The 24,307-nt window shown below is 62.2% G+C and carries 19 protein-coding genes; 9 read left to right on the top strand and 10 right to left on the bottom strand.

What is annotated here, in order from left to right; all coding sequences use genetic code 11:
* The first annotated feature begins 2,425 nt into the window (after window positions 1-2,425).
* The 5 genes from cobJ to bluB are packed head-to-tail and all read left to right on the top strand — an operon-like array spanning window position 2,426 to window position 7,638.
* The gene (gene cobJ / locus DKK66_RS15380; protein WP_045845053.1) at window positions 2,426-3,964 is read left to right on the top strand and encodes a precorrin-3B C(17)-methyltransferase; all 1,539 of its coding nucleotides are present in this window, start codon (window positions 2,426-2,428) and stop codon (window positions 3,962-3,964) included.
* Window positions 3,961-5,061 carry a GTP-binding protein gene (locus DKK66_RS15375; protein WP_131359492.1) on the top strand — a complete coding sequence of 367 codons (1,101 nt, stop codon included), beginning with the start codon at window positions 3,961-3,963 and terminating at the stop codon, window positions 5,059-5,061. Before cobJ ends, DKK66_RS15375 begins: the two co-directional genes overlap by 4 nt.
* A 30-nt stretch (window positions 5,062-5,091) precedes the next feature.
* Entirely contained in the window at window positions 5,092-5,694 is a 603-nt protein-coding gene (gene cobO / locus DKK66_RS15370) for a cob(I)yrinic acid a,c-diamide adenosyltransferase (RefSeq protein WP_131359490.1), read from the top strand.
* A gap of 1 nt (window position 5,695) precedes the next feature.
* Window positions 5,696-6,988 carry a cobyrinate a,c-diamide synthase gene (locus DKK66_RS15365; RefSeq protein ID WP_131359488.1) on the top strand — a complete coding sequence of 431 codons (1,293 nt, stop codon included), beginning with the start codon at window positions 5,696-5,698 and terminating at the stop codon, window positions 6,986-6,988.
* A complete protein-coding gene (gene bluB, locus DKK66_RS15360; protein WP_131359486.1) occupies window positions 6,985-7,638 on the top strand; it encodes a 5,6-dimethylbenzimidazole synthase in 654 nt (217 codons plus the stop codon). Before DKK66_RS15365 ends, bluB begins: the two co-directional genes overlap by 4 nt.
* 5 nt (window positions 7,639-7,643) lie before the next feature.
* On the opposite strand, the gene DKK66_RS15355 is transcribed toward bluB, so the two are convergent.
* The 4 genes from DKK66_RS15355 to DKK66_RS15340 form a co-directional block, all read right to left on the bottom strand.
* A complete protein-coding gene (locus DKK66_RS15355) occupies window positions 7,644-8,570 on the bottom strand; it encodes a LysR family transcriptional regulator (RefSeq protein WP_131359484.1) in 927 nt (308 codons plus the stop codon).
* Window positions 8,571-8,688: 118 nt separating this feature from the next.
* Window positions 8,689-9,993, bottom strand: a complete 1,305-nt coding sequence (locus tag DKK66_RS15350) for a DUF6396 domain-containing protein (protein ID WP_131359482.1) — start codon at window positions 9,991-9,993, stop codon at window positions 8,689-8,691.
* A gap of 3 nt (window positions 9,994-9,996) precedes the next feature.
* A complete protein-coding gene (locus tag DKK66_RS15345) occupies window positions 9,997-12,153 on the bottom strand; it encodes a phospholipase D-like domain-containing protein (protein WP_207389792.1) in 2,157 nt (718 codons plus the stop codon).
* Window positions 12,150-14,801, bottom strand: a complete 2,652-nt coding sequence (locus DKK66_RS15340) for a type VI secretion system Vgr family protein (RefSeq protein ID WP_131359480.1) — start codon at window positions 14,799-14,801, stop codon at window positions 12,150-12,152. The genes DKK66_RS15345 and DKK66_RS15340 overlap by 4 nt, the downstream gene beginning before the upstream one ends.
* Window positions 14,802-15,122: 321 nt before the next feature.
* Between DKK66_RS15340 and DKK66_RS15335 the strand changes: the two genes are divergently transcribed.
* From DKK66_RS15335 to DKK66_RS15320, 4 genes are read left to right on the top strand one after another with little or no spacing between them, the layout of a single operon-like run.
* Window positions 15,123-15,902, top strand: a complete 780-nt coding sequence (locus DKK66_RS15335) for a 5-oxoprolinase subunit PxpA (RefSeq protein WP_131359478.1) — start codon at window positions 15,123-15,125, stop codon at window positions 15,900-15,902.
* Window positions 15,903-15,936: 34 nt separating this feature from the next.
* The gene (locus DKK66_RS15330; RefSeq protein ID WP_131359476.1) at window positions 15,937-16,179 is read left to right on the top strand and encodes an acetyl-CoA carboxylase; all 243 of its coding nucleotides are present in this window, start codon (window positions 15,937-15,939) and stop codon (window positions 16,177-16,179) included.
* Window positions 16,176-17,600, top strand: coding sequence for an acetyl-CoA carboxylase biotin carboxylase subunit (locus DKK66_RS15325; RefSeq protein ID WP_131359474.1), 1,425 nt, complete (start codon window positions 16,176-16,178; stop codon window positions 17,598-17,600). Before DKK66_RS15330 ends, DKK66_RS15325 begins: the two co-directional genes overlap by 4 nt.
* Window positions 17,597-17,740 (top strand): hypothetical protein, encoded by a 144-nt coding sequence (locus tag DKK66_RS15320; protein ID WP_207389791.1) that lies wholly within the window; start codon window positions 17,597-17,599, stop codon window positions 17,738-17,740. Before DKK66_RS15325 ends, DKK66_RS15320 begins: the two co-directional genes overlap by 4 nt.
* A gap of 3 nt (window positions 17,741-17,743) precedes the next feature.
* Here DKK66_RS15320 and DKK66_RS15315 read toward each other — a convergent pair whose 3' ends face one another.
* From DKK66_RS15315 to DKK66_RS15290, 6 genes are all read right to left on the bottom strand, one after another.
* Complete coding sequence (locus DKK66_RS15315; RefSeq protein ID WP_131359471.1) at window positions 17,744-18,919, bottom strand: diguanylate cyclase; 1,176 nt, start codon at window positions 18,917-18,919, stop codon at window positions 17,744-17,746.
* 190 nt (window positions 18,920-19,109) lie between these two features.
* Window positions 19,110-20,558, bottom strand: a complete 1,449-nt coding sequence (locus DKK66_RS15310; RefSeq protein ID WP_131359469.1) for an efflux transporter outer membrane subunit — start codon at window positions 20,556-20,558, stop codon at window positions 19,110-19,112.
* The gene (locus DKK66_RS15305; RefSeq protein ID WP_231588783.1) at window positions 20,555-21,439 is read right to left on the bottom strand and encodes an HlyD family secretion protein; all 885 of its coding nucleotides are present in this window, start codon (window positions 21,437-21,439) and stop codon (window positions 20,555-20,557) included. The genes DKK66_RS15310 and DKK66_RS15305 overlap by 4 nt, the downstream gene beginning before the upstream one ends.
* Window positions 21,439-21,642, bottom strand: a complete 204-nt coding sequence (locus tag DKK66_RS15300; RefSeq protein WP_045845065.1) for a DUF1656 domain-containing protein — start codon at window positions 21,640-21,642, stop codon at window positions 21,439-21,441. The genes DKK66_RS15305 and DKK66_RS15300 overlap by 1 nt, the downstream gene beginning before the upstream one ends.
* A complete protein-coding gene (locus DKK66_RS15295) occupies window positions 21,639-23,726 on the bottom strand; it encodes an FUSC family protein (RefSeq protein ID WP_131359467.1) in 2,088 nt (695 codons plus the stop codon). The genes DKK66_RS15300 and DKK66_RS15295 overlap by 4 nt, the downstream gene beginning before the upstream one ends.
* The gene (locus tag DKK66_RS15290) at window positions 23,723-24,220 is read right to left on the bottom strand and encodes a MarR family winged helix-turn-helix transcriptional regulator (RefSeq protein ID WP_231588784.1); all 498 of its coding nucleotides are present in this window, start codon (window positions 24,218-24,220) and stop codon (window positions 23,723-23,725) included. The genes DKK66_RS15295 and DKK66_RS15290 overlap by 4 nt, the downstream gene beginning before the upstream one ends.
* Window positions 24,221-24,307: the final 87 nt, after the last annotated feature.

Here is a 24,307-nt window from a genome sequence, read left to right as displayed (position 1 = left end):
TTGAGACACAAAGGGCAAGCATCCGCTTACGCGGATGATGATTTACATGCCGCTTCCGCGCGGTGGACGGTGCTTATTTGATCAGAACGCATGTCGGAGCAGACCAGTCCCGTCAGCGCGAGCCGACACAGACGGGCCGCTCAGGGTCTTAAGCGGTCGGCTGTCCGCAGCGGCGCGACGCTAGCGTGCCGCAAGTTCCGGCCGCGCCCTGAGCTGTGCGGCAGGGGCGGGGTTTCGCGGCGCTGCGGGTCGCCTTTTCTTTGGGTACTTTCTTTTGGCGAAGCAAAAGTAAAGTACCTCGACGGCGGGGCGAGACCCGCGAAGTTAAACGCAGTAGCGCTGGATGAAAATCGGGTTGCCATTGCCAAGTCAAAACAGGCTTTGCATCCGCTCACGCGGATGATGATGTAAGTGCCGCTTCCGCGCGGCGGACGGGAAAGAGGGCTTGCCTGGCCAAGCCCTCCTTCACCTCCAAGGCCACCCCACAAGCATGGCCTGCGGCTGCCCGACAGGACCCGTCCGGTGCGAGGCGCGCCTGAACTCGCGATTTGCTAACGTCAAATCGCTCAGACATTGCAGGCGCTTAACACCTCGCCCCGACCACCCGTCGGCATGCTTGACGGGGCCCATGGGCGCGTTGGTACGGTGGTTGATTTTTGAAAGACAAACAGCATCGTTGGTGACCCCGTCTCCAGACGAGGCCAAGACAGCAGTAAAAATTAGGATGTGCCGGGTGTCGTCGCAGTCGTTGGTTCGTTGAAACGACAAATTCGACGCAGCCCCAGTCCCGTCAGCGCGAGCCGACACAGACGTGCTGCCCAAGGTTTTAAGCGGCTGCATGTTTGAGCACCGTGACGGTAGCACGGTGCGAGTTCAGCCGCGCCTTGGGCAGGATGGCTGGGGCGGGAATTCGACGCGCTGCGGGTCGCCTTTTCTTTGGGTACTTTCTTTTGGCGAAGCAAAAGCAAAGTACCTCGACGGCGGGGCGAGACCCGCGAAGTGGCTTTTGTTGTTGGTTTTTCGTTGGATGGTGCTGGTTAGAAATCCGCTGACGCGGATGATGATTTACATGCCGCTTCCGCGCGGCGGACGGGAAGGAGGGCTTGCCTGGCCAAGCCCTCCTTCACCTCCAAGGCCACCCCACAAGCATGGCCTGCGGCTGCCCGACAGGCCCCGTCCGGTGCGAGGCGCGCCTGAACTCGCGATTTGCTAACGTCAAATCGCTCAGACATTGCAGGCGCTTAAGACCTCGCCCCGGCCACCCGTCGGCATGCTTGATGGGGCCAAGGGTGGCGTCGGTTCGATGGCAGTGATGTGAAAAGGTAAAAGAATCCGGTTTTATCCGACCGGGTTGTGGGTTCGAATCCCACAGCTTTTAAAGATGGTGAGTACAAACCCGGCGCGGTCCCGGCCCCGTCAGCGCGAGCCGACACAGACGTGCCGCTCAGGGTCTTAAGCGGTCGGCTGTCCGCAGCGGCGCGACGCTAGCGTGCCGCAAGTTCCGGCCGCGCCCTGAGCGGTGCGGCTGGGGCGGGAATTCGACGCGCTGCGGGTCGCCTTTTCTTTGGGTACTTTCTTTTGGCGAAGCAAAAGTAAAGTACCTCGACGGCGGGGCGAGACCCGCGAAGTTAAACGCAGTAGCGCTGGATGAAAATCGGGTTGCCATTGCCAAGTCAAAACAGGCTTTGCATCCGCTACGCGGATGATGGTTTAAGTGCCGCTTCCGCGCGGCAGACGGGAAGGAGGGCTTGCCTGGCCAAGCCCTCCTTCACCTCCAAGGCCACCCCACAAGCATGGCCTGCGGCTGCCCGACAGGTCCCATCCGGGGCGAGGCGCGCCTGAACTCGCGATTTGCTAACGTCAAATCGCTCAGACATTGCAGGCGCTTAACACCTCGCCCCGGCCACCCGTCGGCATGCTTGATGGGGCCAAGGGTGGCGTCGTTACGGTGGAAATGATGAGGAACGGTAGAAAATCCGGTTTTATCTGACCGGACTGTGGGTTCGAATCCCACGGCTTTTAAAGATGGTGAGTACAAACCCGGCGCGGTCCCAGTCCCGTCAGCGCGAGCCGACACAGGCGTGCTGCCCAAGGTTTTAAGCGGCTGCATGTTTGAGCACCGTGACGGTAGCACGGTGCGAGTTCAGCCGCGCCTTGGGCAGGATGGCTGGGGCGGGAATTCGACGCGCTGCGGGTCGCCTTTTCTTTGGGTACTTTCTTTTCGGCGAAGCAAAAGAAAGTACCTCGACGGCGGGGCGAGACCCGCGATTTGATTTTGGTTTTTATGTTTACGGTGATAACCCAGTGTGGGAATACCAGCACCGCTACGTAACAAATACAGGATCTACATCCGCAATGCGCAGCACGCATTGCCCAGACAAACTTTTGGCAGGCCCCGCCTGCATGCAGCAGAAAGCACAAAACAATGACCGGCAAACTTTATCTTGTCTCCGTCGGCCCCGGCAGCCGCGAACTGATCCCGCCCATGGTGGAACAGGCGCTGGCCGCCAGCGACGTCATCGTCGCCTACGACCTCTACCTTACCTGGATCCAGCCGTGGATTGCCGGCAAGGACATCCGCACCCTGCCGCTCACCCAGGAACGCGACCGCGCCCAGCTGGCGCTGGAAGAAGCCCGCGCCGGCAAGACCGTCGCACTGATTTCCAGCGGCGACATCGGCATTTATGCGATGGCCACGCTGGCTTACGAGGACATGCGCGAGGACGATACCTTCGACGTGCAGCTGATTCCCGGCATCACCTCGGCCAATGCCTGCGCCTCGCTGCTGGGCGCGCCGCTGTCGCACGACTTTGCCACCCTCAGCCTGTCCGACCTGCTGTGCCCGTGGGAGTGGATTGAAAGCCGCGCCCGCCATATTGCCGAGGCGGATCTGGCCGTGGTGTTTTACAACGTGCAAAGCAAGCAGCGGCAGGAAGGCGTGTACCGCATTCTGGACATCATGCTGGAACACAAGCGGCCGGAAACCCTGTGCGGCATCGTGCACAATGCCTACCGCGAGGGCCAGACGGTGGAAATCGTCACCCTGGCCGAGCTGCGCACCCGCCAGTTCAACATGCTCACCTCGCTGGTAATCGGCAACCGTTTCACCCGCCGCAAGCGCAACTGGATGTTCACCCCGCGCGGTTATTTCAACTGGCAGAACACCGCCGACACCATTACCGCTGACAGCCTGCCTGGCGCTGCCGCCTGGGTGTTTGCCGGCACCAGCGACGGCAATGCGCTGGCACGTCAACTGGCAGCAGGAGGCCAGCCGGTGATTGTCAGCACGGCAAGCGACTACGGTGCCGAAATCGTCGCCGCCGACAGCCCCGGCCTCACCAGCATCAGCGGGCGCCTGGGTGTGGAGCGTCGCCGCGAGCTGCTGCAACAAAGCCAGGCACGCTGCATCGTGGATGCCACCCACCCCTATGCCACGGAAATGTCGCAACAGCTGATGGCGCTGGCGCAGGAACTGGCCCTGCCTTATCTGCGCTACGAGCGCCCCAGCGCGGTGGATCAGCACCCGGCCATTCACTGCAGCAGCATGGCCGAAGCAGCAAAGCTGGCAATGCAGCATGGCCAGCGCATTTTCCTGGCCACCGGCAGCAAGGAGCTGGCCAGCTTTGTGCAGGCCGAGGGTGCGGCTGACAAGCAATGGTTCGTGCGGCTGGCACCGGACCCGCAACACCTGCAACGCGCCATCGATCTGGGCATTCCGCGTGCGCGCTTGTGCGCGATGCAAGGCCCGTTTTCGCAGGCGGCCAATGAAACCCTGTGGCGCGACTGGCAGATCGACTGTGTCATCAGCAAGCAATCGGGTGACGCCGGTGGCTACAGCGCCAAGGCTGCCGCTGCGGCCGCACTGGGCATTCCCTTCATCGTGGTGGACCGTCCGCAGCTGGACTACCCGGTCAGCTTTGCCGACTTTGCCAGCCTGCAAGCCGCACTGGAGCAACTGGCATGAGCAGCCCGCGCATTCCGGTCACCGTGCTCACCGGTTTTCTGGGCGCGGGCAAAACCACCCTGCTGTCCAATCTGATCCGCGACAGCAAACAACGGCGGCTGGCCATTCTGGTCAACGAATTTGGCGAGGTGTCCATCGACGGCACCATCCTGCGTACGGACGACAAGGCCGGGGTGGAGATTCACGATTTGGCCAATGGTCTGGTGGCTTACGACGACGACGAACACTTCCTGCCCACCATGCTGGCCTTGTGGCAGCGCCGTCAGCAAATCGACCATGTGCTGATCGAAACCTCGGGACTGGCCCTGCCCAGCGCGGTAATGGAGCAGCTGCAAGGCCCGGAGCTGGCCGAGCGCTTTGTTCTGGACGCCACACTGGCGGTGGTGGATACCCCGCTGCTGCTGGCTGGCGATTTTGACAGCGGCCACGGCCAGCAGGACGACGCGGTGGCCAGCCTGTTCCGCCAGCAACTGGAGAACGCCGACATCGTGGTGCTGAACAAGATCGACACCCTTACCGATACCGCCATGCTGCAAGCGGAAAGCACGGTGCGCCAGCTGGCGCCGTCCATCCGCTTTATCGAGCTGGCCTATCAGGCAAAACTGGACACCCGGCTGACGCTGGGCCTGCATCTGCACGAAGTCAGCGGCAGCGGCCACCGCCATTACGGCCCGGTATCCAGCCTGCCGCTGAATCTGCGGCCGCTGGCCAACCAGGCGCTGCTGGACGGCCACAGCCACGGCGGCCTGGCCGCGCACAGTCATGGCCTGGCCACCCACAAGCATTTTCACGAGCAGGACCCGGGCTGGCAGTCCTTCCTGATTCGCAGCAAGGACGCACAGGACCCAGCACGGCTACTGGCAGCGGTGGAAACCATTGCCCGCGAGGAAGCGCTGTTGCGCATCAAGGGCCATGCGGCCAGTGCCAATGGAGAGGGCCGGCTGACACTGCAAGCGGTACGCCAGCGCGTACAGCTGCAACAGGAAGCGGACACCGCCGCACCACGGCAGGCGCAGCTGGTATTCATCGGCTATCACCCCAGCCGGCCGCGCATTGTGGAGCGGCTCAAAACATTGACCGGCACGCACTGGCAGTAAGCGCCAGCCTGATCAGACAAGGACAAGACCATGAAAACCGACGCCGCCGCCCACCAGCGCATGGTGGAAAAGCGCAAGGCCGGCTTTGAAAAGAAAAAGGCTGCCGCCACCAAGGAAAAAGGCTTGCTCATCGTCCATACCGGTAGCGGCAAGGGCAAGAGCAGCGCCGCCTTCGGCATGGGGCTGCGCATTGTCGGCCACGGCATGCAGCTGGGTGTGGTGCAGTTCATCAAGGGCGCACTGCACACTGCCGAGCGCGATCTGTTCAGCCGCTTCGACAACTGCCGCTTCCTCACCATGGGCGAGGGCTATACCTGGAACACCCAGAACCGCGAGGCCGACATCGCCACCGCGCGTCAGGGCTGGGAGGCCGCACTGGAGATGCTGAACAGTGGCCACTACGACATGCTGATCCTGGACGAGCTGAACATCGTGCTGAAGTACGACTACCTGCCGCTGGACGAGGTACTGGCGGCACTGGCCAGCCGCCCGGCTAACCTGCATGTGGTGATTACCGGCCGCCATGCGCCGCAGGCGCTGATTGATGCCGCCGATCTGGTCACCGAGATGAAACTGGTGAAGCACCCCTTCCGCGAGCAGGGCATCAAGGCGCAACAGGGCGTGGAGTTCTGACATGGCCATCCGCCACTGCCCGGCGCTGTTCATCAGCGCCCCTGCCTCGCATCAGGGCAAGACCACCCTTAGCGCCGGGCTGGCGCGTTACCACCGCCAGCTGGGCCGAACCGTGCGCGTGTTCAAGACCGGGCCGGATTTCCTCGACCCCTATGTGCTGGAACAGGCCAGCGGCCACACCGTGTATGCGCTGGATTTGTGGATGAACGGCGAGGATGACTGCCGCCAGCGCCTGTACCAGGCCGCCGCCGAGGCCGACCTCATCCTGATTGAAGGCAGCATGGGCCTGTTTGACGGCACCCCCAGCAGTGCCGACCTGGCCCAGCTGTTCGGCGTGCCGGTAGCCGCCATCATCGACGCGGCCGGCATGGCGCAAACCTTTGCGGCGGTAGCACATGGCCTGGCCAGCTTCCGCCCCGGCCTGCCGTTTTACGGCGTACTGGCCAATCAGGTGGCATCAGCCCGTCATGCAGAAATGCTCACCGCCGCCCTGCCCGCCAGCCTCAACTATCTGGGCGCGGTGATGCGCCAGCAGGACATGGGCCTGCCGGAGCGCCATCTGGGGCTGGTGCAGGCGCAGGAAGTGGACGATCTGGAAGCACGGCTGGAGCGCGCCGCCGCCCAGCTTGCCACCACCCGTCTGGCCGATCTGCCACCCGCAGTCGCCTTCCAGCCTGCCACGGCACCCAGCCTGCCACGGCTGCTGGACGGCGTGCGCATCGCCATCGCCCGCGATACCGCCTTCAGCTTCATCTACCCGGCCAATATCCAGACGCTACAGGCATTGGGTGCCGAACTGCATTACTTCTCGCCACTGGCCGACGATGCCCTGCCCGACTGCGACGCAGTCTGGCTGCCCGGTGGCTATCCGGAACTGCATCTGGCCGCGCTGGCAGGTGCAGAGCACAGCCGCACCAGCCTGCATGCCCACGTGGCAGCAGGCAAACCGCTGTATGCCGAATGTGGCGGCATGCTGTATTTGCTGGACAGCCTGACCGACAAGCAGGGTCAAAGCGGACAGATGCTGGGCCTGTTGCCCGGCCATGCCCGGCTGAATACCCGCCTGAGCGCGCTCGGCCTGCAACAACTGCAACTGGATGGCGCAGTGCTGCGTGGCCACACTTTTCACTATTCCAGCCTGGATACACCCATCACCCCGCTCACCCATGCCAGCCGCGCCACCGGTAGCGGGCCGGGCGAGGCGGTATACCGCCACGGCAGCCTGCTGGCCAGTTATCTGCATCTTTACTTCCCGTCCAACCCTGCGGCCTGCGCCAGATTGTTCCTGCCATGAATGCCTATCCCCAAGCCGACATCGACGCCGTCTACCGCGCCATCCGCGAACGGCGCGACATGCGCCACTTCAAGCCGGACCCGGTGGCCCCGGCCCTGCTGCAACGCCTGCTACAGGCCGCGCACCAGGCCCCCAGCGTGGGTTTCATGCAGCCCTGGCGCTTCATCCGCATTAGCGATACCGCGCTGCGCCAGCAACTGCATGCCGAGGTGGAAGTAGAACGGGTAGCCACTGCCAAGGCACTGGGCCAGCGGGAAGACGAATTCATGAAGCTGAAGGTTGAGGGCATTCTCGACTGCGGCGAGGTGCTGGTGGCGGCGCTGATGGACGGGCGCGAACGCCATGTATTCGGCCGCCGCACCCTGCCGGAAATGGATATCTGCTCCATCGCCTGCGCCATCCAGAACATGTGGCTGGCCGCCCGCGCCGAGGGCATCGGCCTGGGCTGGGTATCGCTGTTCGACCCGCAGCGGCTGGGCACGCTGCTGGGCCTGCCGGCCGAGGCCAAGGCGGTGGCCATCCTGTGCATCGGCCATGTCGAGGCTTTCTACGACAAACCCATGCTGGAACAGGAAAACTGGGCAAAGCGGCAAAACCTGGCCGAGCTGGTATTTGAAAACAGCTGGGCTGACAGTCGCCCAGCCGTCTGAAGCCCTCAGCGGGCAGCCGCGCTACGCTGGCTGCTGGCCGGGCTCATGAATTGCTGCCGGAAATAATCACGGAACAAGGCAATGGCCGGGCTGACCTCAGACCCGGCCTTCCATGCCAGCCCCAGCGTCATCGGCGGCACCAGACCGTGCAGACTCACCGTTTCGATACGACGCCCCTCCAGCGACCACGGCCGGAACACCATGTCTGACAGAATGCTCACCCCGCTGCCATTGGCCACCATGCTGCGCACCGCCTCCACCGAACTGGTGCGCACCCTCACCTGCGGCTGCCATGGCGACTGCTGCCAATAGCGCCACGTTGTCTGTTCTGCCTCATCCACCGTCAGCATGATGTAAGGCTGCTCGGCAATATCCTGCAAGTCGGGTGCCGGGTGTGACAGCAGCGGATGCTGTGCCGGCAGCCACAAGCGCCGGGGCGAACTGATGATGGGCTCCAGCCGCAAAGCCGGGTTGTCCACATTGGAAGTCAACAGCACCGCGACATCGAAATCCTGCCGCAGCAGCCCGGCTTCAATGTCCTCACGTGACAATTCGAACAGTTCAATCCTCAGTTGCGGGTAAAAGGCGGACAGGCGGCACACATGGGCAGGCAGAAAATACCCCATCACCGTATAGCTGGCAGCCACGGTCAGCCTGCCGGCAAAATCGCCATCCCGTTTGCCCAGCAGCATGGCCTCTTCCACATTGGCCATAATTTCGTAGGCATGACCCAGAAAGCGCCGTCCGCAGTCGGTCAGCACCATGCCCTGAGGGTGGCGGACAAACAAGGACGTAGCCAGCACTTCTTCCAGTTGCCGGATGGCTGCCGTCACTGCCGATTGGGTGATGCACAGCTGGATGGCCGCCTGGGAAACCTGCCCTGTTTCAGCCGTGGCCACAAAATACTTCAACTGCCGGAAGGAAAATGCCACGGTTATGACTCGCCTTTTTCATGCGGCCTGGATAAGTCAGCCGCGCCTATTCAGCTGGTATCTATATGGGTGACGTTGCGTAGCAGGCACTCCATCTACGGATAGCGCAGCGAGTGCATCAGGCATACTCCATCAGAATCCAGCGTACCGGCTCCACCTGGGCGGGGTAGCCCAGCCAGCGCCCCAGCAGCCGGAGGTAGTGCACCGGTAAAGGGGGCAGCAGGCTGCCCTGGGCAAAAAAGCGTTGTACGTCGTAACCCGGCTGGCGGTTGCTGATGCTGTGCGGTGGAAACTGGGCATGCCAGATACCGCTTTGCGGACAGCTCTCGCCTGTGTGGCGGGTAGTGCCCAAGGGCAGTGCCTTGGCTTGCGCGGCCTGGGCTTTTTGCGCCTGTTGGCGTTTGGGGTCGGGTCGCCCGGTGGCCGGGTCCAGCGCCTTGGCCTCGGCCAGTTCACGGATGCGTTGTTCTGTTGGCAGCGGTGGCGGGACGTTGGCTTCAAAGTCGCGCAGCCATTGGAATTTGCCATCCCACGGCGGCAGCGGGGCTGGAGGGGGGGGAATAATCTCGGCCAGATCGGGTAGCACCGGGTTGAAGATTTCGTAGTTCAGCAACAATGTGCTGAGCGTGTCATAGCGTTGGCTACGTTCTTCATCCAGCGGCAAGGCAAGATAAAACATACCTTGGGGATCGTTCTCCTTATAGCCACCGGCTAACCAGAAAGCTGAACCATTATCCCCAGCGCGGGCACCCATCTCAAAATATTTGACCGCCTCTGGATAATGTTTGTTTGACTTAAGATCAATACCGACTTCTTGCGCGGCTACACCATGCCCCTGCTCGGCTGCACAGCGCTTCATTGCACTGCCGATCGACTGAACGGCGAGTTGGCCGATGAATTTCATTTCAAGAATATCGCCAACATAGTATTGGGCCTCTTTATTGCCCAGGTCGGCGGCTTTGCGAAAGTATTTCAAAGCCAGTTCTTTATTGGCGTCATAGCCGACGCCGCCTTCCACATAATGGCCGAGCAGGTAGTAGCCAACCGGTATCCCTGCCTTGATCAAGGCATCGTTGAGGTCGAGCATTTCCTCGATATCGCCGTCAATCACGCCCTGGCTATACAGGTTTTGCAGATTGAAATTGGCTTTGTAATGGCCATAGGCAGCAGCAATGCGGTAATAGCGCGCCATGTCGGCATAGACGGCGGGCTTGGGGGTGACGATATTGCCGCGCCACAGCCAGCGGCCATAGCGGAATAACTGTTCGGCTTCCGGGTTCAGCGGCGGCAGGCGGTCTTTCTCGTAGGCGCAGGTGAAGGCCAGTTTGGCGTGAACGGCAGAGACATCGGGCATGGCATGCTCCGGTTTGGCCTGACAGCCGAGCAGGCACAGGCTGAGTGGCAGATAAAAAAATAAGCGCATGGTTTAGTCCAGGTCTGACAGGTCGGGGCTGTCGCGGAAGAACTCGACCAGCGAGGCTTCGGGCGGTTTACCCTGCTTTTGGGCGGTCTTATTTTGCTTAATTAATGAGCCCCACAACTGATATGCCTTTGCTGGGTCATCATGTAGCCCTTGGACCTTGCCGTTAAAGTGGTTCGTCGTATGCTGCTTCCACAGCCGCTGGCGAAAGGCGCGCGCCACCTTGGCATTGGGCGACATGATGTTCAGCTCGCTATCCACTTCCATGCTGCGCACATTGAGATTGGCAGAGCCGTTGGTGATCATCACATCGTCCACAATCATCAGCTTGCTGTGTACATACACCGGCACCCAAGTGGTGTTCTTGACCAGTTGGCGCGGGGCAGGATCGGCCTGAGGGTCGTAGCGCATGGCCAGCGTCTGTCTGGGATTGGCGGGTGTGGGGCGATATACGTCCGGTTGATAGCCGGGGGAATCCGGGGCCACCAGCGTGCAAATATGCATTTTCAGGCCGGGTACGGTTTGCGGCTGGATGGTTTGTTCCTTGCCGCGTTTCTGTGCGGCATCGCGGGCCACACTGCTGGCTTGCAGCGCGTCCTGGGCCTTGACTACCTCGTCCCTGGCCTCATTCACCTGTTTGAGCAGGGCCTCATGCCCAGGGTTGACGCGCGGGTAGTGGGCGGCAGAGCGGTTGACCTGGGATTCCAGCCTGGCTTGCTTGGCTTTTGCTTGTTCCAGCTGCTGTTTGCGCCAGTCGATTTCCTGGCTGCGGGCCACATTGGGGATGGTGTCGGCACGGCCCAGGCTGTCCAGCATTTTGTAGGTGTTGACCGTGCCTTTGCCGACGCCGTCATCGTCGCTATTGGTGACGACAAACAGGTATAAATCGCCGTACTGACCGGGGTGGGCACCATGCCGCACCAGGTTTTGCGCGACCTGCTTGATTTCTTCCGCCAGAGGCAGCCAGCGGAAATACTGGTTTTCGATATAAATCAGGCGGGTGGCATTATTGACTGCCTGAAAATACAGCCTGGCAATGTCGGTGCATTTTTCCTGCGGCTGGGTGCGGAACACTTGTGCCATGGTGGCCTGGCCCTTGTCATGGCGCAGCAGTGCGCAGGCTTGTGCTGTGTCGCGGTAACGCTGGCTGGCACGTTGGCGTGCCGGTTCGGCGGCCAGGTCTTCGTCGGTATTGTGCTGCCAGGCTTTGACAAAGTTATCGTGCAGATACCACAGCACCGGGCCGCTGACCATGGCAGAAATATCCTGGCGCGGGCCGTAGCCATTGCGTCCGGCATCTGGCGCTTTGGGCAGATAGTGGTGGGCCTCGGTATCCCAGTATTCGTCCAGCATGTTGTGGCCCATGACAAAACCAATGGCGCGCTCGGGGTCGACATAATCCACCAGCACGCTTTTTTGGTGATGACTGGGGGCAGCGGCCAAGGCGGCTTTCTGGGTGTCGGACATGGCCTGGCCTGGCAGGCGGCTCAGGCGTTCCATGCGGGCGGCAATTTCCCCGCGGTCGAAATTGGAAAACCCCCGACCATGAAAACGCAGTTTTTTGCCGGCATTCATCTTTTTCAATTGCGCTCTTTGCAGGTACAGCGCAAAGGCATCGTTGCCACCGGTGGCTTCTTCCGGCGCTGTGGTGTCCATATAGGTGGCAAACCAGTATTGATCGTATGCGAATTGCGCATCAGTCGAGGTGTATTGCCCGCCTTTGCTATAGCTGCGCTTGTCATCCAGGCGGAAGACTTTGTTACGGTTCTTGAGGCCGCCTCCTACCCCCGGCAGATTCGCCTCGCCGCCCATGCCAGAGACATTCAGCCCCAAGGGGGACATGTCCCAGCCGAGGATTTTGATGCTGACGCCCTGCTTGGCTTTTTGCTCAAGCAACTGGCCTATCATCAGTGACTTACCGCCATCGCGGATAAAGAACATGGAAGGTTGAAACCCCCAGCAAATGATGTCGATGCAATGCCTGGCCGCAGCAATGGCCTGATACACCTCGCGGAACGCTTCTTCTCCGCAATTGAGTGGCCGATAAGTGGCCTCACAAGGCGCATATTTCGAGCCGTTGACATGCCATTGGGCATTGGCACTGCCCTTGAGATCGCACGCCAGGATAGGAAGGGTTTGTTGAATTTGCTTGGCGCGGTTCATGATTCCTCCTGATCGTGATGGTCAGTGGCCGATGTGCTGAGCAAGGCTTGATAGCGCTGGCGGATTGTGTCGATGACGCCAGTGTCGTCCCAGAGCTTGGGCAGCCCCTGGTTGGCCATGACCCCTTGGTCTGGATTGCTGAAATCCTGTGCCACAGGAATTTCAAAGCGCGTGCCATTCCCCAATCTCACCTGATAACGCTGGGTGCCCGCCTCATGCGCCAGCGGGATGGTGCCATCCGCGCCCATCACGCCCTTGCTGACTTCCACCCCGTTGGCCAGCACGGTATAGGGCATGCGAGCCCAGCCCACGCCGCCCTCCGGACCTTGTTGCAGCTGTAATTGCAGCGGCACCTTCACCTGCGACACCGGGAAGTCCGGCATCCCCACGTTCAGTTGCTGTTTGGATGTGATCGAGAAGCCGCCGTACACCGTGGTCTTGCCCAGCGTACTGACCCCCTCGGCGGTAATGCGCACCGCATTGCCGCCCACGCTCAGTACAATCTCCTCCTGCGCCGCCAGGCTGATCTTCTGCAAGCTGCGGATTTGCGTGTCCTGGCGCGAGGACAGCAGCAAGGCAGCGCCCTGCGCCTGGATGTCGACATTGCCCTGGTTGGCGACCAGCTTGATGCCCGCCTTGGCAGCAAACAGGCTGATGGCCTGGCCGATGTTCACCACCAGCGACTTCAGCGCCGATACGCCCACCTGCTGCTGGGCGGTGAGGGCGATGTCCTGCCCGGCGGCGGCGTGCAGGCTGCCGCCAGTCGTGAGCGCCATGCCGGCCGGGGCGCTGGCCAGCAGCACCGCCTGCTGCAGGTCCTTCACCTGCTGATTGAGCAAGTCCAGCTGCGCTTGCCAGTGCAGCGGGTCGGCCCTGGCCTGGCTGGCGGCGGCATTCAGACTGTCGATGCTTTGATTGGCCCGCTCCAGTTGCTGTAGCGCCTGCGCCATGTCGCGTTGCGGGCCGCCAGCCCCCGGCTGGGCGTGGGCGGACAGCAGCAGGCCTTTACCGGCCCGGATGGCCCCCCACTGGTCGCTGCGCAACTCAAACCCTGCCCCGCGCGGCTGGCGCTGGGCATCCACCAGGTGGCCGATATTGAGCTGGGTCTTGCCATATTCGGTGGCCAGCTTGATATGCTCCTTGCCCTGCAAGTCCTCCATGCGCAGCTTGTTGTGGGAACGGGTGAGGATGACGTTGCGGGTGTGCCAGCCGCTGTCGATGTGGTCCGGCTTGCTGCTGTCGTGCAGCACCGAGGCAATGTAGGGGTGGTCCGGGTCGCCATCATCAAAGCCCAGGTTGACGCGGGTACCGGCATGCAAGGGCAGATGAAAACCAAAGCCGCCGCCGGCAAAGGGCTTGGCCAGCCGCACCGGGCGCGAGTCGCCACCGGGGCTCCAGCGGTCCAGATCAAACAGGAAACGCACCCGGTAGCGGCCCAGCTCATCCAGAAAGGGATAGCGATAGCTGTTATCGCCCGGACTCACCACCATGGCCGGCAAGGTGCCGTGGATGCGCGGCCTGGGCAGCAAGGCCGGTCGCCAGATGCGGTCGGCCGGAATGGCCTGGAAGTGGTTGTGATAGGCCTGATCGCGCGCGCCCTGATGCCGGGCGGCAATGATCAGCCAGCCATGCGGCGCTTCATCAAACGCCTGCGCCAGCCGCAACACCTCGCCCGGACGGCTGTGCAGCACGGTGCCGCTGCCACTGGCCACACACTGGCGCGCCTGCGAGGCCTGATGGCGCAGCTGGGCGATGCGCTCGGTCTCCGCTGCATCACGTCCGCCCTCGCCCCAGGCATAATCCACGCCGTAGGCCGCTGCTTGCGGTCCAGCCACACCATGCGCGGCATCCAGTACGGTATCGGCGGTGAGATAGTTGAAATCGGTGCGGCGCACGCTGTGCAACAGGCTGCGATGATGAATCTGCCACTGCTGGACGGCCGGGCTGTCATCCTGGCGCAGCCCGCCCGCCGCCCGCAGCGGAATATCCAGCAGCCGCCCGCGGCCATAGTGCTCCAGATTATCGCCAAACAGCAGCACCTCCTTGCCCGCCTCCTCCACCACAAACTGGTAAAACAGGCCCGCCTCCGCCGCCAGGCGGGAAATGAACTGCAAATCCGACTCGCGCCACTGGGTGAGATGGGCATGGGTGGGCAGTGGCGCCGTCAACTGAAAGCGCACGGCACTGGCGGCAAAGCCATGCTGCTGCAACAGCGCCGTGATGACCTGCTGCACCGTGTTGTTCTGAAACAGACGGCAGGTGCTGCCCTGGGCCAGCAGGCTCAGGCGCGGCCCGATGGCAAAGCGGTAGCGGGTTTGCTGCACATTGCTGTCCTCACGCCAGGCCTCGCACACCACGCCATGCCACACGCGCTGCAAGGCGGGGTCGGCAGGAGGGCTGGGCAGGCCGGGAAAGGAAGGCTGCGGGTTGAGGGGTGGCGGGCTGATGGTGAAGCTGACCGGCTGATGGATGAGGCTGGCGAGCGGCAGGGCGGGGTCGGGGCTGGTGACGGTGACGTTGAGCAGGTAGGGGGTGTCGAGTGCTTCGTCGAGGGTGAAGTGGTGTACGGAGAGGTCCAGGCCCAGGTGGGAGGGGAAGCGCAGCTGGTAGGGGTTGGGCATGAAGGCGTCCGGGCGGGTTGATGACATTGGCAATCATCAAAGCGCTTGTGGTGGCAGGCCAATCAGATGGGGAGGAGTTTGCTGAGGGAAAGGTCGAAATTCGGTATCAGATGCATGAGCCGACGATGAAGCAGGCCTTTGCGAGCAGTGAAGCAGTTGCGGCAAGCTGCCTTGCGGTACAGCTAAATCAACGCACAAGGCAAGGCATATGCGGTCGAACGCCCTGCTCTGTCTGGCCGCCTGGCGGTATCAAAATAATTGATGGGACACCATCAAAATTTAAAACTTCCCCCGCCTGTTCACGCTGCCTAGGGTGTCGGTCTGACTCACTCTCAGACAGGAACACACATGTACAAACAGGTAATCGACCTGAACGCCGACATGGGGGAAAGTTTTGGCCCGTGGCAGATTGGCGACGGGGACGACCGGCACATCATGCCGCTGATCAGCTCGGCCAACATTGCCACCGGTTTTCATGCCGGCGACCCGGCCACCATGGCCAGCAGCGTCAGCCTGGCCAAGGCACATGGCGTTGCCGTGGGTGCCCACCCCGGCTATCGCGACCTGGTGGGCTTCGGGCGGCGCAGCATTCAGGTCAGCGCACAGGAACTGGTACAGGACGCGGTGTACCAGATTGGTGCCTTGCAAGCCTTCCTGCAACTGGAGGGCATGGTCATGCAGCATGTCAAACCGCATGGTGCCCTGTACATGACGCTGGCTGCCGATGAAGCGCTCTCCCTGGCATTCCTGCAGGCAGTCCAGGGACTGTCGCCGCAACTGGCGGTGTATTGCATGGCCGGTTCTGCCACGCATCAGGCCGCGCAGGCACTGGGCGTGAAGGCAGTAGGCGAATTCTTTGCCGACCGGGATTATGACGCCAGCGGGCGGATTGTATTTACCCGCCGGATGGGACGGCTCTCCCCGGCAGCCGTGGCCGACAAGGTGATGCTGGCCTGCACGGAGGGCCTGGTTGATACCGTGGATGGCCAGCGCATTCCGGTCGACTTCGATTCCATCTGCATTCACAGCGACACCCCCGGCGCGCTGGAACTGATCCGCACCACCCGTGACCGTCTGCTACAGGCTGGCATCACCCTGCGCGCACCGCATGAGCAAGCCGTTGGCTGAGGCAGACCACAACACCCCGTTCAAGGACAAGCACATGACTGAACACCTGATACTCGCCCCCCTGCCCGGCACCTTCTATCGTCGCCCGGCCCCGGATGCAGCGCCCTATGTGGAAGAAGGCAATCTGGTTGCCGCGGATACCGTCATCGCCTGCATCGAGGTGATGAAGCAATTCAACGAAATGACTGCCGAGCAAGGTGGGCGCTTGCTCGCCTTTTTGCTGGAAGACGGCGATGCGGTCGATATCGGCCAGCCGGTGGCGAGGGTGGTGACATGACGCAGCCCATTGCCTTGCAACGTATCCGTCGCCTGCTGGTGGCCAACCGCGGGGAAATTGCGGTGCGCATCATCCGGGCTGCCCGTGAAATGGGCGCGCAGACCGTACTGGTACACAGCAGTGCGGACCGCAACAGTCTGGCCTGCCAGATGGCAGACCGGACAGTGGAAATCGGCCCGCCACCCGCCGCAAAAAGCTATCTGGACATTCCGGCCATTCTGGCTACGGCCCGCAATCAGGAAGTGGATGCCGTTCATCCGGGCTATGGCTTCCTCGCCGAAAATGCCGACTTTGCCCGTCAGGTAGAGGCCGCCGGGCTGATTTTTGTCGGCCCTACGGCAGACACCATCGCGCTGATGGGTGACAAGGCCCGGGCCCGCGCCATGGCACAGGCGGTTGGCGTTGCCACCGTACCGGGCAGTGCGGGCGCACTGGCGGACGTGGTGCAAGCCATGGGCATGGCCAAGGAAATCGGCTATCCGCTGATGATCAAGGCCGTGGCCGGTGGTGGTGGCCGCGGCATCCGCGTGGTGGAACATGCCGAAGCGCTGCATGCGGCATTTGCCGCTGCGCAACGGGAAGCGCTGGCGGCCTTTGGCGACGGGCATCTTTATCTGGAGCGCTTCATGCCGCAGGCACGGCATCTGGAAGTGCAAATCCTGGGGGATGGCCAGCGGGTGATTCATTGCTACGAGCGGGAATGCTCCTTGCAGCGCCGCCGCCAGAAAATCATGGAAGAAGCCCCCTCCCCCGCGCTGGATGACGCACAGCGCAACAGGCTGTGCCAGGCAGCAGTCCGGCTGGCGCAATCCGTGGCATACCGCGGGGCGGGCACGGTGGAATTCCTGTTCGATCAGGACGAGTTCCATTTCATTGAAATGAATACCCGCATACAGGTGGAACACCCGGTCACTGAAATGGTCACCGGGCTTGATCTGGTGCGCGAAATGCTGCTGATTGCCGACGGCCAGCCCTTGCGCTGGCAACAGCAGGACATCCGGCTGCGTGGTGCCGCCATCGAATGCCGCATCAATGCCGAAGACCCGCAGCGCAACTTCCTGCCCACACCTGGCAGCATCGAACAGCTGCAACTACCCGGCGGGCCGGGTGTGCGGGTGGACAGCATGCTGTACCCGGGCTGTGTCATCCCCCCCTATTACGACTCCATGCTGGCCAAACTGACCGTGTGGGATGAAGACAGGAAACACGCACTCAGTCGCATGCGCCGGGCGCTGGATGAACTGCACATCAGTGGCGTTGCCCACACAAAAAGCCTGCACCAGGCCTTGCTGGCCGATGCCGACGTATGCGCCGCGCGCTATCACACCCGCTTTCTGGAGCACTGGCTGGCGCACTGGCCGGGCAGCACGACAGACACGGTGGCAGACCCGCTGGCGCGTGACACCGGGAGAACCGCATGAGCATTCGCTACAGTTTTGGCGGCGACGAGTTCCTGTTTGCCGAGGTCAGCGAATCCATGTCGCTGACCGCCTGCTTCACCAGCATGGCCATCACCAGACAGCTGCCCCAGCAAAGGCTGCATGAGGCACTGCAAGGCTGAGTGTCAGGCAGGCTGCGCCGCCTGCATCACCTGATTGCGCCCTGCCTTTTTGGCCGCATACAAGGCCTGGTCGGCGTGGCGGTACAGCTCGGTAAACGACATGCCTGGCTGCCATACCGCCAGCCCCATGCTGACGCTGTAAGGAATGCTGCCGCCCAGTGAAACCGCCGGTATTTCAGCAGCACGCAAGCGCAGGTTTTCCGCCATGGCCAGCGCTTGCGCTGGCGGCGTTTGTGGCAGCAACAGTGCAAATTCTTCACCCCCCATGCGGCCGGTCACATCCCCCGGCCGCATGCCCTGACGCAACAACTGGCTGAATGTCAGCAACACCTGATCCCCTGCCTGATGGCCATGCCGGTCGTTGATCTGCTTGAAATGATCCAGGTCCATCAGCAGCAGGCACAAGGGCAGGCCATCGGCCTCTGCCTGTTGCAACAGCTGCATGCTGCGGCTTTCAAAACACTGACGGGTATTGAGTCCGGTCATGCCATCGTGTTCTGCCCGCCAGGTGGCATCACGCAACAGGTACTCCTGCACCATGGCTACTGCCAGCATCGACAAGCCGGGCACCAGTGCCGCGGTCAGGCTCATGGAAAACACATTGGGTACGGTGGTGGCAAACAGGTCGCTGATATTGCCGAAGCCGCCGCCGTAGTAAACGGCACGCCCCAGATGCAGCAATGACGTCACGGCACTACAAGCCGCGCCCAGCCAGTACACCGTGGCGCGATGGCTGGCAATGCGGTGGCGGAACAACAGCCAGGCCGTGGCGGCAAACACGATGCTGATACCACCGGAGGCAATCACCACCCGCACCCGCATGCTGTCCAGCAGCAGGGTAAAACCCAGCAAACCGGCGACACCGGCCAGCACCAGCAAGGCCAGTGGCCGGGCATGGCTGGGCCGGCCCAGAAAGCGCGCGCAACCGATGTAGAACATGCTGGCTGCCACCAGGCCCAGGCCATTACTCAGCACCACACTGAAAATCAGCGGCAGCACCATGCGCAGGCCCAGCGCAGGCAGATAACCCAGCATGGCGGCATTGGCCAGCAGCCAGCTGCGGGTACCGGCGACGCCGGCTTTTTTCAATGACCACAGTTGTACGGTATTGCAGGCGCACAGCAATTCGGTGACCACAAAGACGGGTAACAGGATGGGAATGCTCTGAGTTACCGCCATTGAAATTCCAAACAGATAAAAATGATGTCAATGCTATGCCTTAGTGCACACCAGGCACAAGCGCATTTAAATTACAGCGCACATTTTCAAGCAATATGCGTACCTGGCAAACGGGGAGGACAAAAAAATGCCGGTAGTGGCTGCCAGACAAATGTGGCGGCCGCTACCGGCATGGTGTTCTGGCCCGTGCTTAATGCTGATCCGGCTTTGCTACGCTGGCAGCATCTTCCCAGCCACCACCCAGCGCCAGGAACAGGTTGACCTGATCCTGTGCCAGCTGGCTTTCGGCCATGGCCACAGCCTGTTCGCCGCTGACCATGGTGCGGTCGGCATCCAGACTGGTGAGATAAGGCGCGCGGCCCGCCTGGTACAAGCGGCGGTTTTGCGCCGCAGCTTCGCGGGCATTGTCCCGCGCGCTGCGCAACAGTGTCAGGCGTTGCAAGTCCTTGGCATACAGGCTGAGGCTGGTTTCCACTTCGCGCAGGGCATTGAGCACCACGCCGTCAAAATGCGCCAGCGCCGCCGCATTGTCCGCCTTGGCTGCCCGTACCCGCGCCATGCTGCCGCTGTCCGGAATGCTCCAGCTGATCAGCGGGCCAAAACCGAAGCGCTGGGTGGAGCGCTTACCCAGGTCTTCGACAAAACCGGTAAAGCCTGCTGATGCACCAAGGGTGATGCTGGGATAGAGATCGGCCGTGGCCACCCCGATCATGGCGCTGGATTGTGCCAGGCGGCGCTCGGCCTGCTTCACGTCCGGGCGGCGCGCCAGCAGCGCCCTGCCATCCCCCACCGGAATGGGCTGGCTCAGCTGCGGCTCTTGCGCGCAGGCCAGTGCGGCAGCGGGCAAGGCTTCAGCCGGTGCCTTGCCCAGCAGCATGGCCAGCCGGTAGCGCGCGGCATCCCGCTGGGCCTGGTAGGCTGGCAGCGCGGCATTCACGCTGTCGCGTTGCGCCTGTGCCCGCAGCACATCGGTGGCGGTCATCCGCCCAGCACTGGCCAGACGGCGTGTCAGTTCCAGCTGCTTTTGCTGCAGGCCCTGCTGTTGCTGTACCACCTGATAACCATGGTTGGCCGAACAGATCTGCACATAGCTGCGTACGGTTTCGGCGGTGACGGTGATAGCAGCCAGGTCGCGCGCCGCCGCCACGGCCTCGCTATTGGCTTCTGCCGCCTGTTCGCCACGCTTGAGCTTGCCAAACAAATCCAGCTGGTAAGCCACACGAATGCCTTCGTCCCCCAGATTGGTCACCGGCAGCGGCTCTTCCAGCAGCATGCTCTGGCCGGATATGCGGGCACGCTCGGCGGACGCCGACACCGCCGCATGCGGGCCGGCTTCGGCATTGACTTCACTGGCTACCGCCAGCGCCTTTTGCAGATTGGCACTGGCCACGCGCAAATCGGTATTGGCGGCCCGGGCCTGTTCCACCAACTGGTTCAGCACCGGGTCGTGATACAGCTGCCACCAGCGGCCGTACACCGGCTGTGCGCTCGCCAGCTGGCCATCGGCATTGGCAAAACGGCCTTGTGCCGCCGGGCGCTGCATGGCGGCCTGCTCGGGCAGGCGGTAATCCGGGCCTACCGTGGTGCAGCCAGCCAGCACCGAGAGTGCCAGCAGGCTGACGGGATAAAAGCGTTTCACTGCTGGCCTCCCTTGCTGGACACCACGGCCACGGTGGCGGTACGACCGGCAATCATGCGGAAGTCGGCCGGAATTTCATCCAGCGTCACCCGTACCGGAATGCGCTGCGCCAGCCGCACCCAGTTGAAAGTGGGATTGACGTTGGGCAGCAGGCTGGCGCCGTTGCTGCGGTCGCGGTCTTCAATACCGGCGGCAATGCTTTGCACATGACCGCGCAGCTTGTGCGACTGACCCATGATCTGGATTTCCACCGGCTGGTTCACTTGCACACGGTCCAGCTTGGTTTCTTCAAAGTAACCATCCACATGGAAGGAATGCGCATCCACCATGGACAGCACGGGCTTGCCGGTGCTGACATAGTCACCCACGCGCGGGGTGCGGTCGTTCAGGTAACCATCCACCGGGCTGCTCACCTCGGTGCGTTGCAGGTTCAGACGGGCGACATCCAGCGCGGCGCTGGCGGCGGCGACATTGGCTTCGTCCTGCTGCACACGGGCATCACTCTGTTCGACGTTTTCACGCGCCACCAGGTCGCTCAGGCTGTGATTGCGCGCAGCTTCACGCTTTGCCTGCGCCAGTGCCGCCTTTTGCAGCACCAGTGCCGCTTCGGCCTGTTTCAGCGCCAGCGTGTAGCGGGCATGGTCGATGACAAACAGCACCTGCCCCCGTTTGACCAGCTGGTTGTCATGTACCCGCACCTCGGTAATCAGCCCGGAGACATCCGGCGCAATCTGCACCACATCGGCCCGTACATGGCCATCCCGTGTCCATGGTGCATTGGTGTAGTAATCCCACAAGTAGCGCCCCACCAGCACTGCAGCCACTACCGCAATCAGCGTCAGGGCCACCGGGCCCGCTTTTCCTGCCAGCTTTTTCATCATTACCATCCGCGAGTCAGCACGACGAATCCGCCGAGCACAATTACATACAAGGCCACGTTCAGCAGCGAACGGTGCCATACCAGTTTGTAGAAACCCAGCTGTCCCAGCACGGCGCGCAGCACAGCGGTGACGCCAAAGGCCAGCACCATCAGGATCAGCAGGCTGGGGAAATACACCCCGTAGATTTCGATTTCACCAATCACGGTGCAAGCTCTCCATGTTCCAGGGGCAAGGGGGCTGCCGGGGCAAAACTGCCGGCAGCGGGAAACAGCGTGATGCGCAGTTCCACCAGCGCGTTAAGCACGGTCAGCACGGCGTGACTGCTGCGCTGGCCGCTGCCCAGCACCTGCCGCAGCGCGGCATCAATGTGTTGCAGCAGGCGGTCATCCGTCCTGGGGGCATGGCGCAAGGCCAGCGCCTGACGGTAATGCACGGCCACATCGTCCAGCACCTTCTGCACACCGGCCCCGGCGCTATCCGGCAGCTTGTTTTCATCCCGTTGCAGGTGCAACACGCTGAAGCCGGTACGCAGTTCGCTGAACACCAATGGCAGCTGGTCATGCCCGTTGGCAGCCAGGCGGGGAATCAGCTGGCCCAGCCGGTCCAGCATGCGGGCAGTCAGTTGCGGGTAGTCACCCAGACCGCGACCCGATGCCATGCGGGCCAGGTCGTGCCAGCTGGCGCGGCGCAAGCGGCGGATGGCCAGTTCGATGCCGAAGGGGCGGACCAGCAGGCTGAACAGCAGGGCGAAGGACACCCCCACCACGGTGGCGACGTTGCCGTTGAAGAAGGCGGTGAAGTCGGTATCGTAAGCACCTTGCAGGCTGAGGAAGGTAGCGGTGTTCACCGTCAGCATCATGGCAATCATGGTGAATTGCGGCCGGGTGAACAGCGTGCCCACCAGCAAGAACGGGATGGCCAGCATGGCTACCAGCATTTCAAAGGTATAGGCCGCCGGAATCACCATGAACAACAGCACCGTGGTCAGCACGATGCTGACCAGCGCCCAGATCAGGAAGGTGCGCATCATCGGCGCGGGCTCATCCAGCGCGGCAAAGAAGCAGGAGGCAATGGCCGCCATGATGACCGCACCGGAACCATCGGTCCAACCCAGCTGTATCCACAGCTGCGAAGCAATGAAGATGGCTGCCGAGGCTTGCAGTGAGGAAAACGCCACCATGCCGTAGTCGAAATGGCGGGCGGTGCCACCCACCGGCCAGTGACGGTAGGCCGGTTTCCAGCTGAAAGTGGGGTGTTCTTCAGCCAGCAACTGCTGCAGCAGGCGGCAGTCCAGCCACAGGTTGATCAGCGACTGCAAACGCGCCAGCGCATGGGCCAGCAACAGCGACTGCCAGTCATCGCCACTGGCCATCTCCTGCTTGAGGCTGGCGAGGTCGCGCTGCAAACCCGGCACCGCCTTGCGGCACGCCTCCAGCCGGGGTTCGGCCATCCACTCGGCCACCCGCCGCATCAATACGCGCAGGCCTTCCGGCACACTTTCCCCCTGCTGCACCAGCGCCTGCCGGGTTTCGGTCAGCGAGGACAGAATGGGCAGCAACATGCTCATGCGGCCACGCAGCTCGCGCGCGTTCTTTACCATGGCAAAGCTGGTGGTGTCGTAGGACAAGTGGGAGATGAACTGGTCCAGCGCCAGAATATCCGCTGCCAGCTTGTGACGGCTGGCATGCATGGCCATCGGTTTGTCCTGTCCGCTCGTGGCGCCATCCGGCAAGGCCAGCAACTCCCCGGCCCAGCTGCGGGCGTCCTGCATCCAGCTGTCGATCCTTGCCGAAATGATGGGAGCCACCTTGCCCGGCCACAGCAAGGCAGAGACAACACTGGCACAGACAATACCCAGCAGGATTTCCTCGCTGCGCGCCAGCGCCACATCAAAAATGCTTTCAGGGTTGTTCAGCGTCGGCAGTGCAATCATCGGCAGGGTGTAGGCCGACAGCATGAACAGATAGCTGCGCGGGGTGCGATCCAGCAGGGAAATGCTGAGCAGGCTGCCGGTCCACAAGGCCACGACCAGGCTGAGCAAGGTGGGTGCATTGACAAACAGGGGCAGCAGGATGACGGCGGCAGACGCCCCCAGCAAGGTGCCGCCAATGCGGTAAACCGCCTTGGAGCGGGTGGCACCGGTCAGCGGGTGGGACACCACGTACACGGTGGCCATGGCCCAGTACGGGCGCGGAAGCTCCAGCGCCATGGCAATATACAAGGCCAGCATGGCCGCCAGGAACGCCTTGGCCGAAAACAGCCAGTCACGCCAACTGGGCAGCTTCATGCTCTTTCCTGACCGGCCAGTGCCGCCAGTTCAGCCACCAGCTCCGGGCGCTGGTAGGCCGCATCCACCGCGGCAAACACTCGCAGGGTGGCTTGCAGGTCATCCGGTGAAATGTCCTTGAATACCAGCGCACGCAAGCGCACCAGCTCCACTTCTATCTTGTCAGTCAATGCCCTGCCCGCCTCGGTAAACCACAGGGTGTTGGAGCGGCGGTCCACCTTGTCCTTTTCGCGCCTTACCAGGCCATCGGCAGCCAGCTGGTCTATCACCCGTACCAGTGACGGCCCTTCGATGCCGATCTCCTCTGCCAGGGCAATCTGGTTGATTCCTTCGCCCAGCCGGCCAATAAAGATAAGTGCGGTGGCACAAGGCGCGGTCAGGCCATGGCCGAATACCACGTCCTGCGAAATATGCCGCCATTTGCGCCCGGCCTGCATGATGGCGCTGGTAATGCCAAGGCGCAGTAAGTCCACATTGTCCATAATGATTTGCATGTAAATGATTTGATTGCTAATCAATTATAGAAACAGCCGGGCATGGCGAGCAAGCAGTTTCTGCACGCCGGGCAAAAGTTCCGTATC

This window comes from Aquitalea sp. USM4, from assembly GCF_004328945.1.
Lineage (GTDB): Bacteria > Pseudomonadota > Gammaproteobacteria > Burkholderiales > Chromobacteriaceae > Aquitalea > Aquitalea pelogenes.
The sequence above is the reverse complement of the archived record's forward strand: the minus strand, read 5'-3'. Positions and strand labels throughout refer to the sequence as shown.

What these genes read in the sequence shown, in the direction of transcription:
- DKK66_RS15330 (WP_131359476.1), top strand. Translation starts at nt 15,937, where the DNA reads ATGACTGAACACCTGATACTCGCCCCCCTGCCCGGCACCTTCTATCGT.
- DKK66_RS15350 (WP_131359482.1), bottom strand. Translation starts at nt 9,993, where the DNA reads ATGCGCTTATTTTTTTATCTGCCACTCAGCCTGTGCCTGCTCGGCTGT.
- DKK66_RS15325 (WP_131359474.1), top strand. Translation starts at nt 16,176, where the DNA reads ATGACGCAGCCCATTGCCTTGCAACGTATCCGTCGCCTGCTGGTGGCC.
- DKK66_RS15315 (WP_131359471.1), bottom strand. Translation starts at nt 18,919, where the DNA reads ATGGCGGTAACTCAGAGCATTCCCATCCTGTTACCCGTCTTTGTGGTC.
- DKK66_RS15375 (WP_131359492.1), top strand. Translation starts at nt 3,961, where the DNA reads ATGAGCAGCCCGCGCATTCCGGTCACCGTGCTCACCGGTTTTCTGGGC.
- DKK66_RS15345 (WP_207389792.1), bottom strand. Translation starts at nt 12,153, where the DNA reads ATGAACCGCGCCAAGCAAATTCAACAAACCCTTCCTATCCTGGCGTGC.
- DKK66_RS15290 (WP_231588784.1), bottom strand. Translation starts at nt 24,220, where the DNA reads ATGCAAATCATTATGGACAATGTGGACTTACTGCGCCTTGGCATTACC.
- DKK66_RS15295 (WP_131359467.1), bottom strand. Translation starts at nt 23,726, where the DNA reads ATGAAGCTGCCCAGTTGGCGTGACTGGCTGTTTTCGGCCAAGGCGTTC.
- cobO (WP_131359490.1), top strand. Translation starts at nt 5,092, where the DNA reads ATGAAAACCGACGCCGCCGCCCACCAGCGCATGGTGGAAAAGCGCAAG.
- DKK66_RS15340 (WP_131359480.1), bottom strand. Translation starts at nt 14,801, where the DNA reads ATGTCATCAACCCGCCCGGACGCCTTCATGCCCAACCCCTACCAGCTG.
- bluB (WP_131359486.1), top strand. Translation starts at nt 6,985, where the DNA reads ATGAATGCCTATCCCCAAGCCGACATCGACGCCGTCTACCGCGCCATC.
- cobJ (WP_045845053.1), top strand. Translation starts at nt 2,426, where the DNA reads ATGACCGGCAAACTTTATCTTGTCTCCGTCGGCCCCGGCAGCCGCGAA.
- DKK66_RS15305 (WP_231588783.1), bottom strand. Translation starts at nt 21,439, where the DNA reads ATGATGAAAAAGCTGGCAGGAAAAGCGGGCCCGGTGGCCCTGACGCTG.
- DKK66_RS15365 (WP_131359488.1), top strand. Translation starts at nt 5,696, where the DNA reads ATGGCCATCCGCCACTGCCCGGCGCTGTTCATCAGCGCCCCTGCCTCG.
- DKK66_RS15335 (WP_131359478.1), top strand. Translation starts at nt 15,123, where the DNA reads ATGTACAAACAGGTAATCGACCTGAACGCCGACATGGGGGAAAGTTTT.
- DKK66_RS15320 (WP_207389791.1), top strand. Translation starts at nt 17,597, where the DNA reads ATGAGCATTCGCTACAGTTTTGGCGGCGACGAGTTCCTGTTTGCCGAG.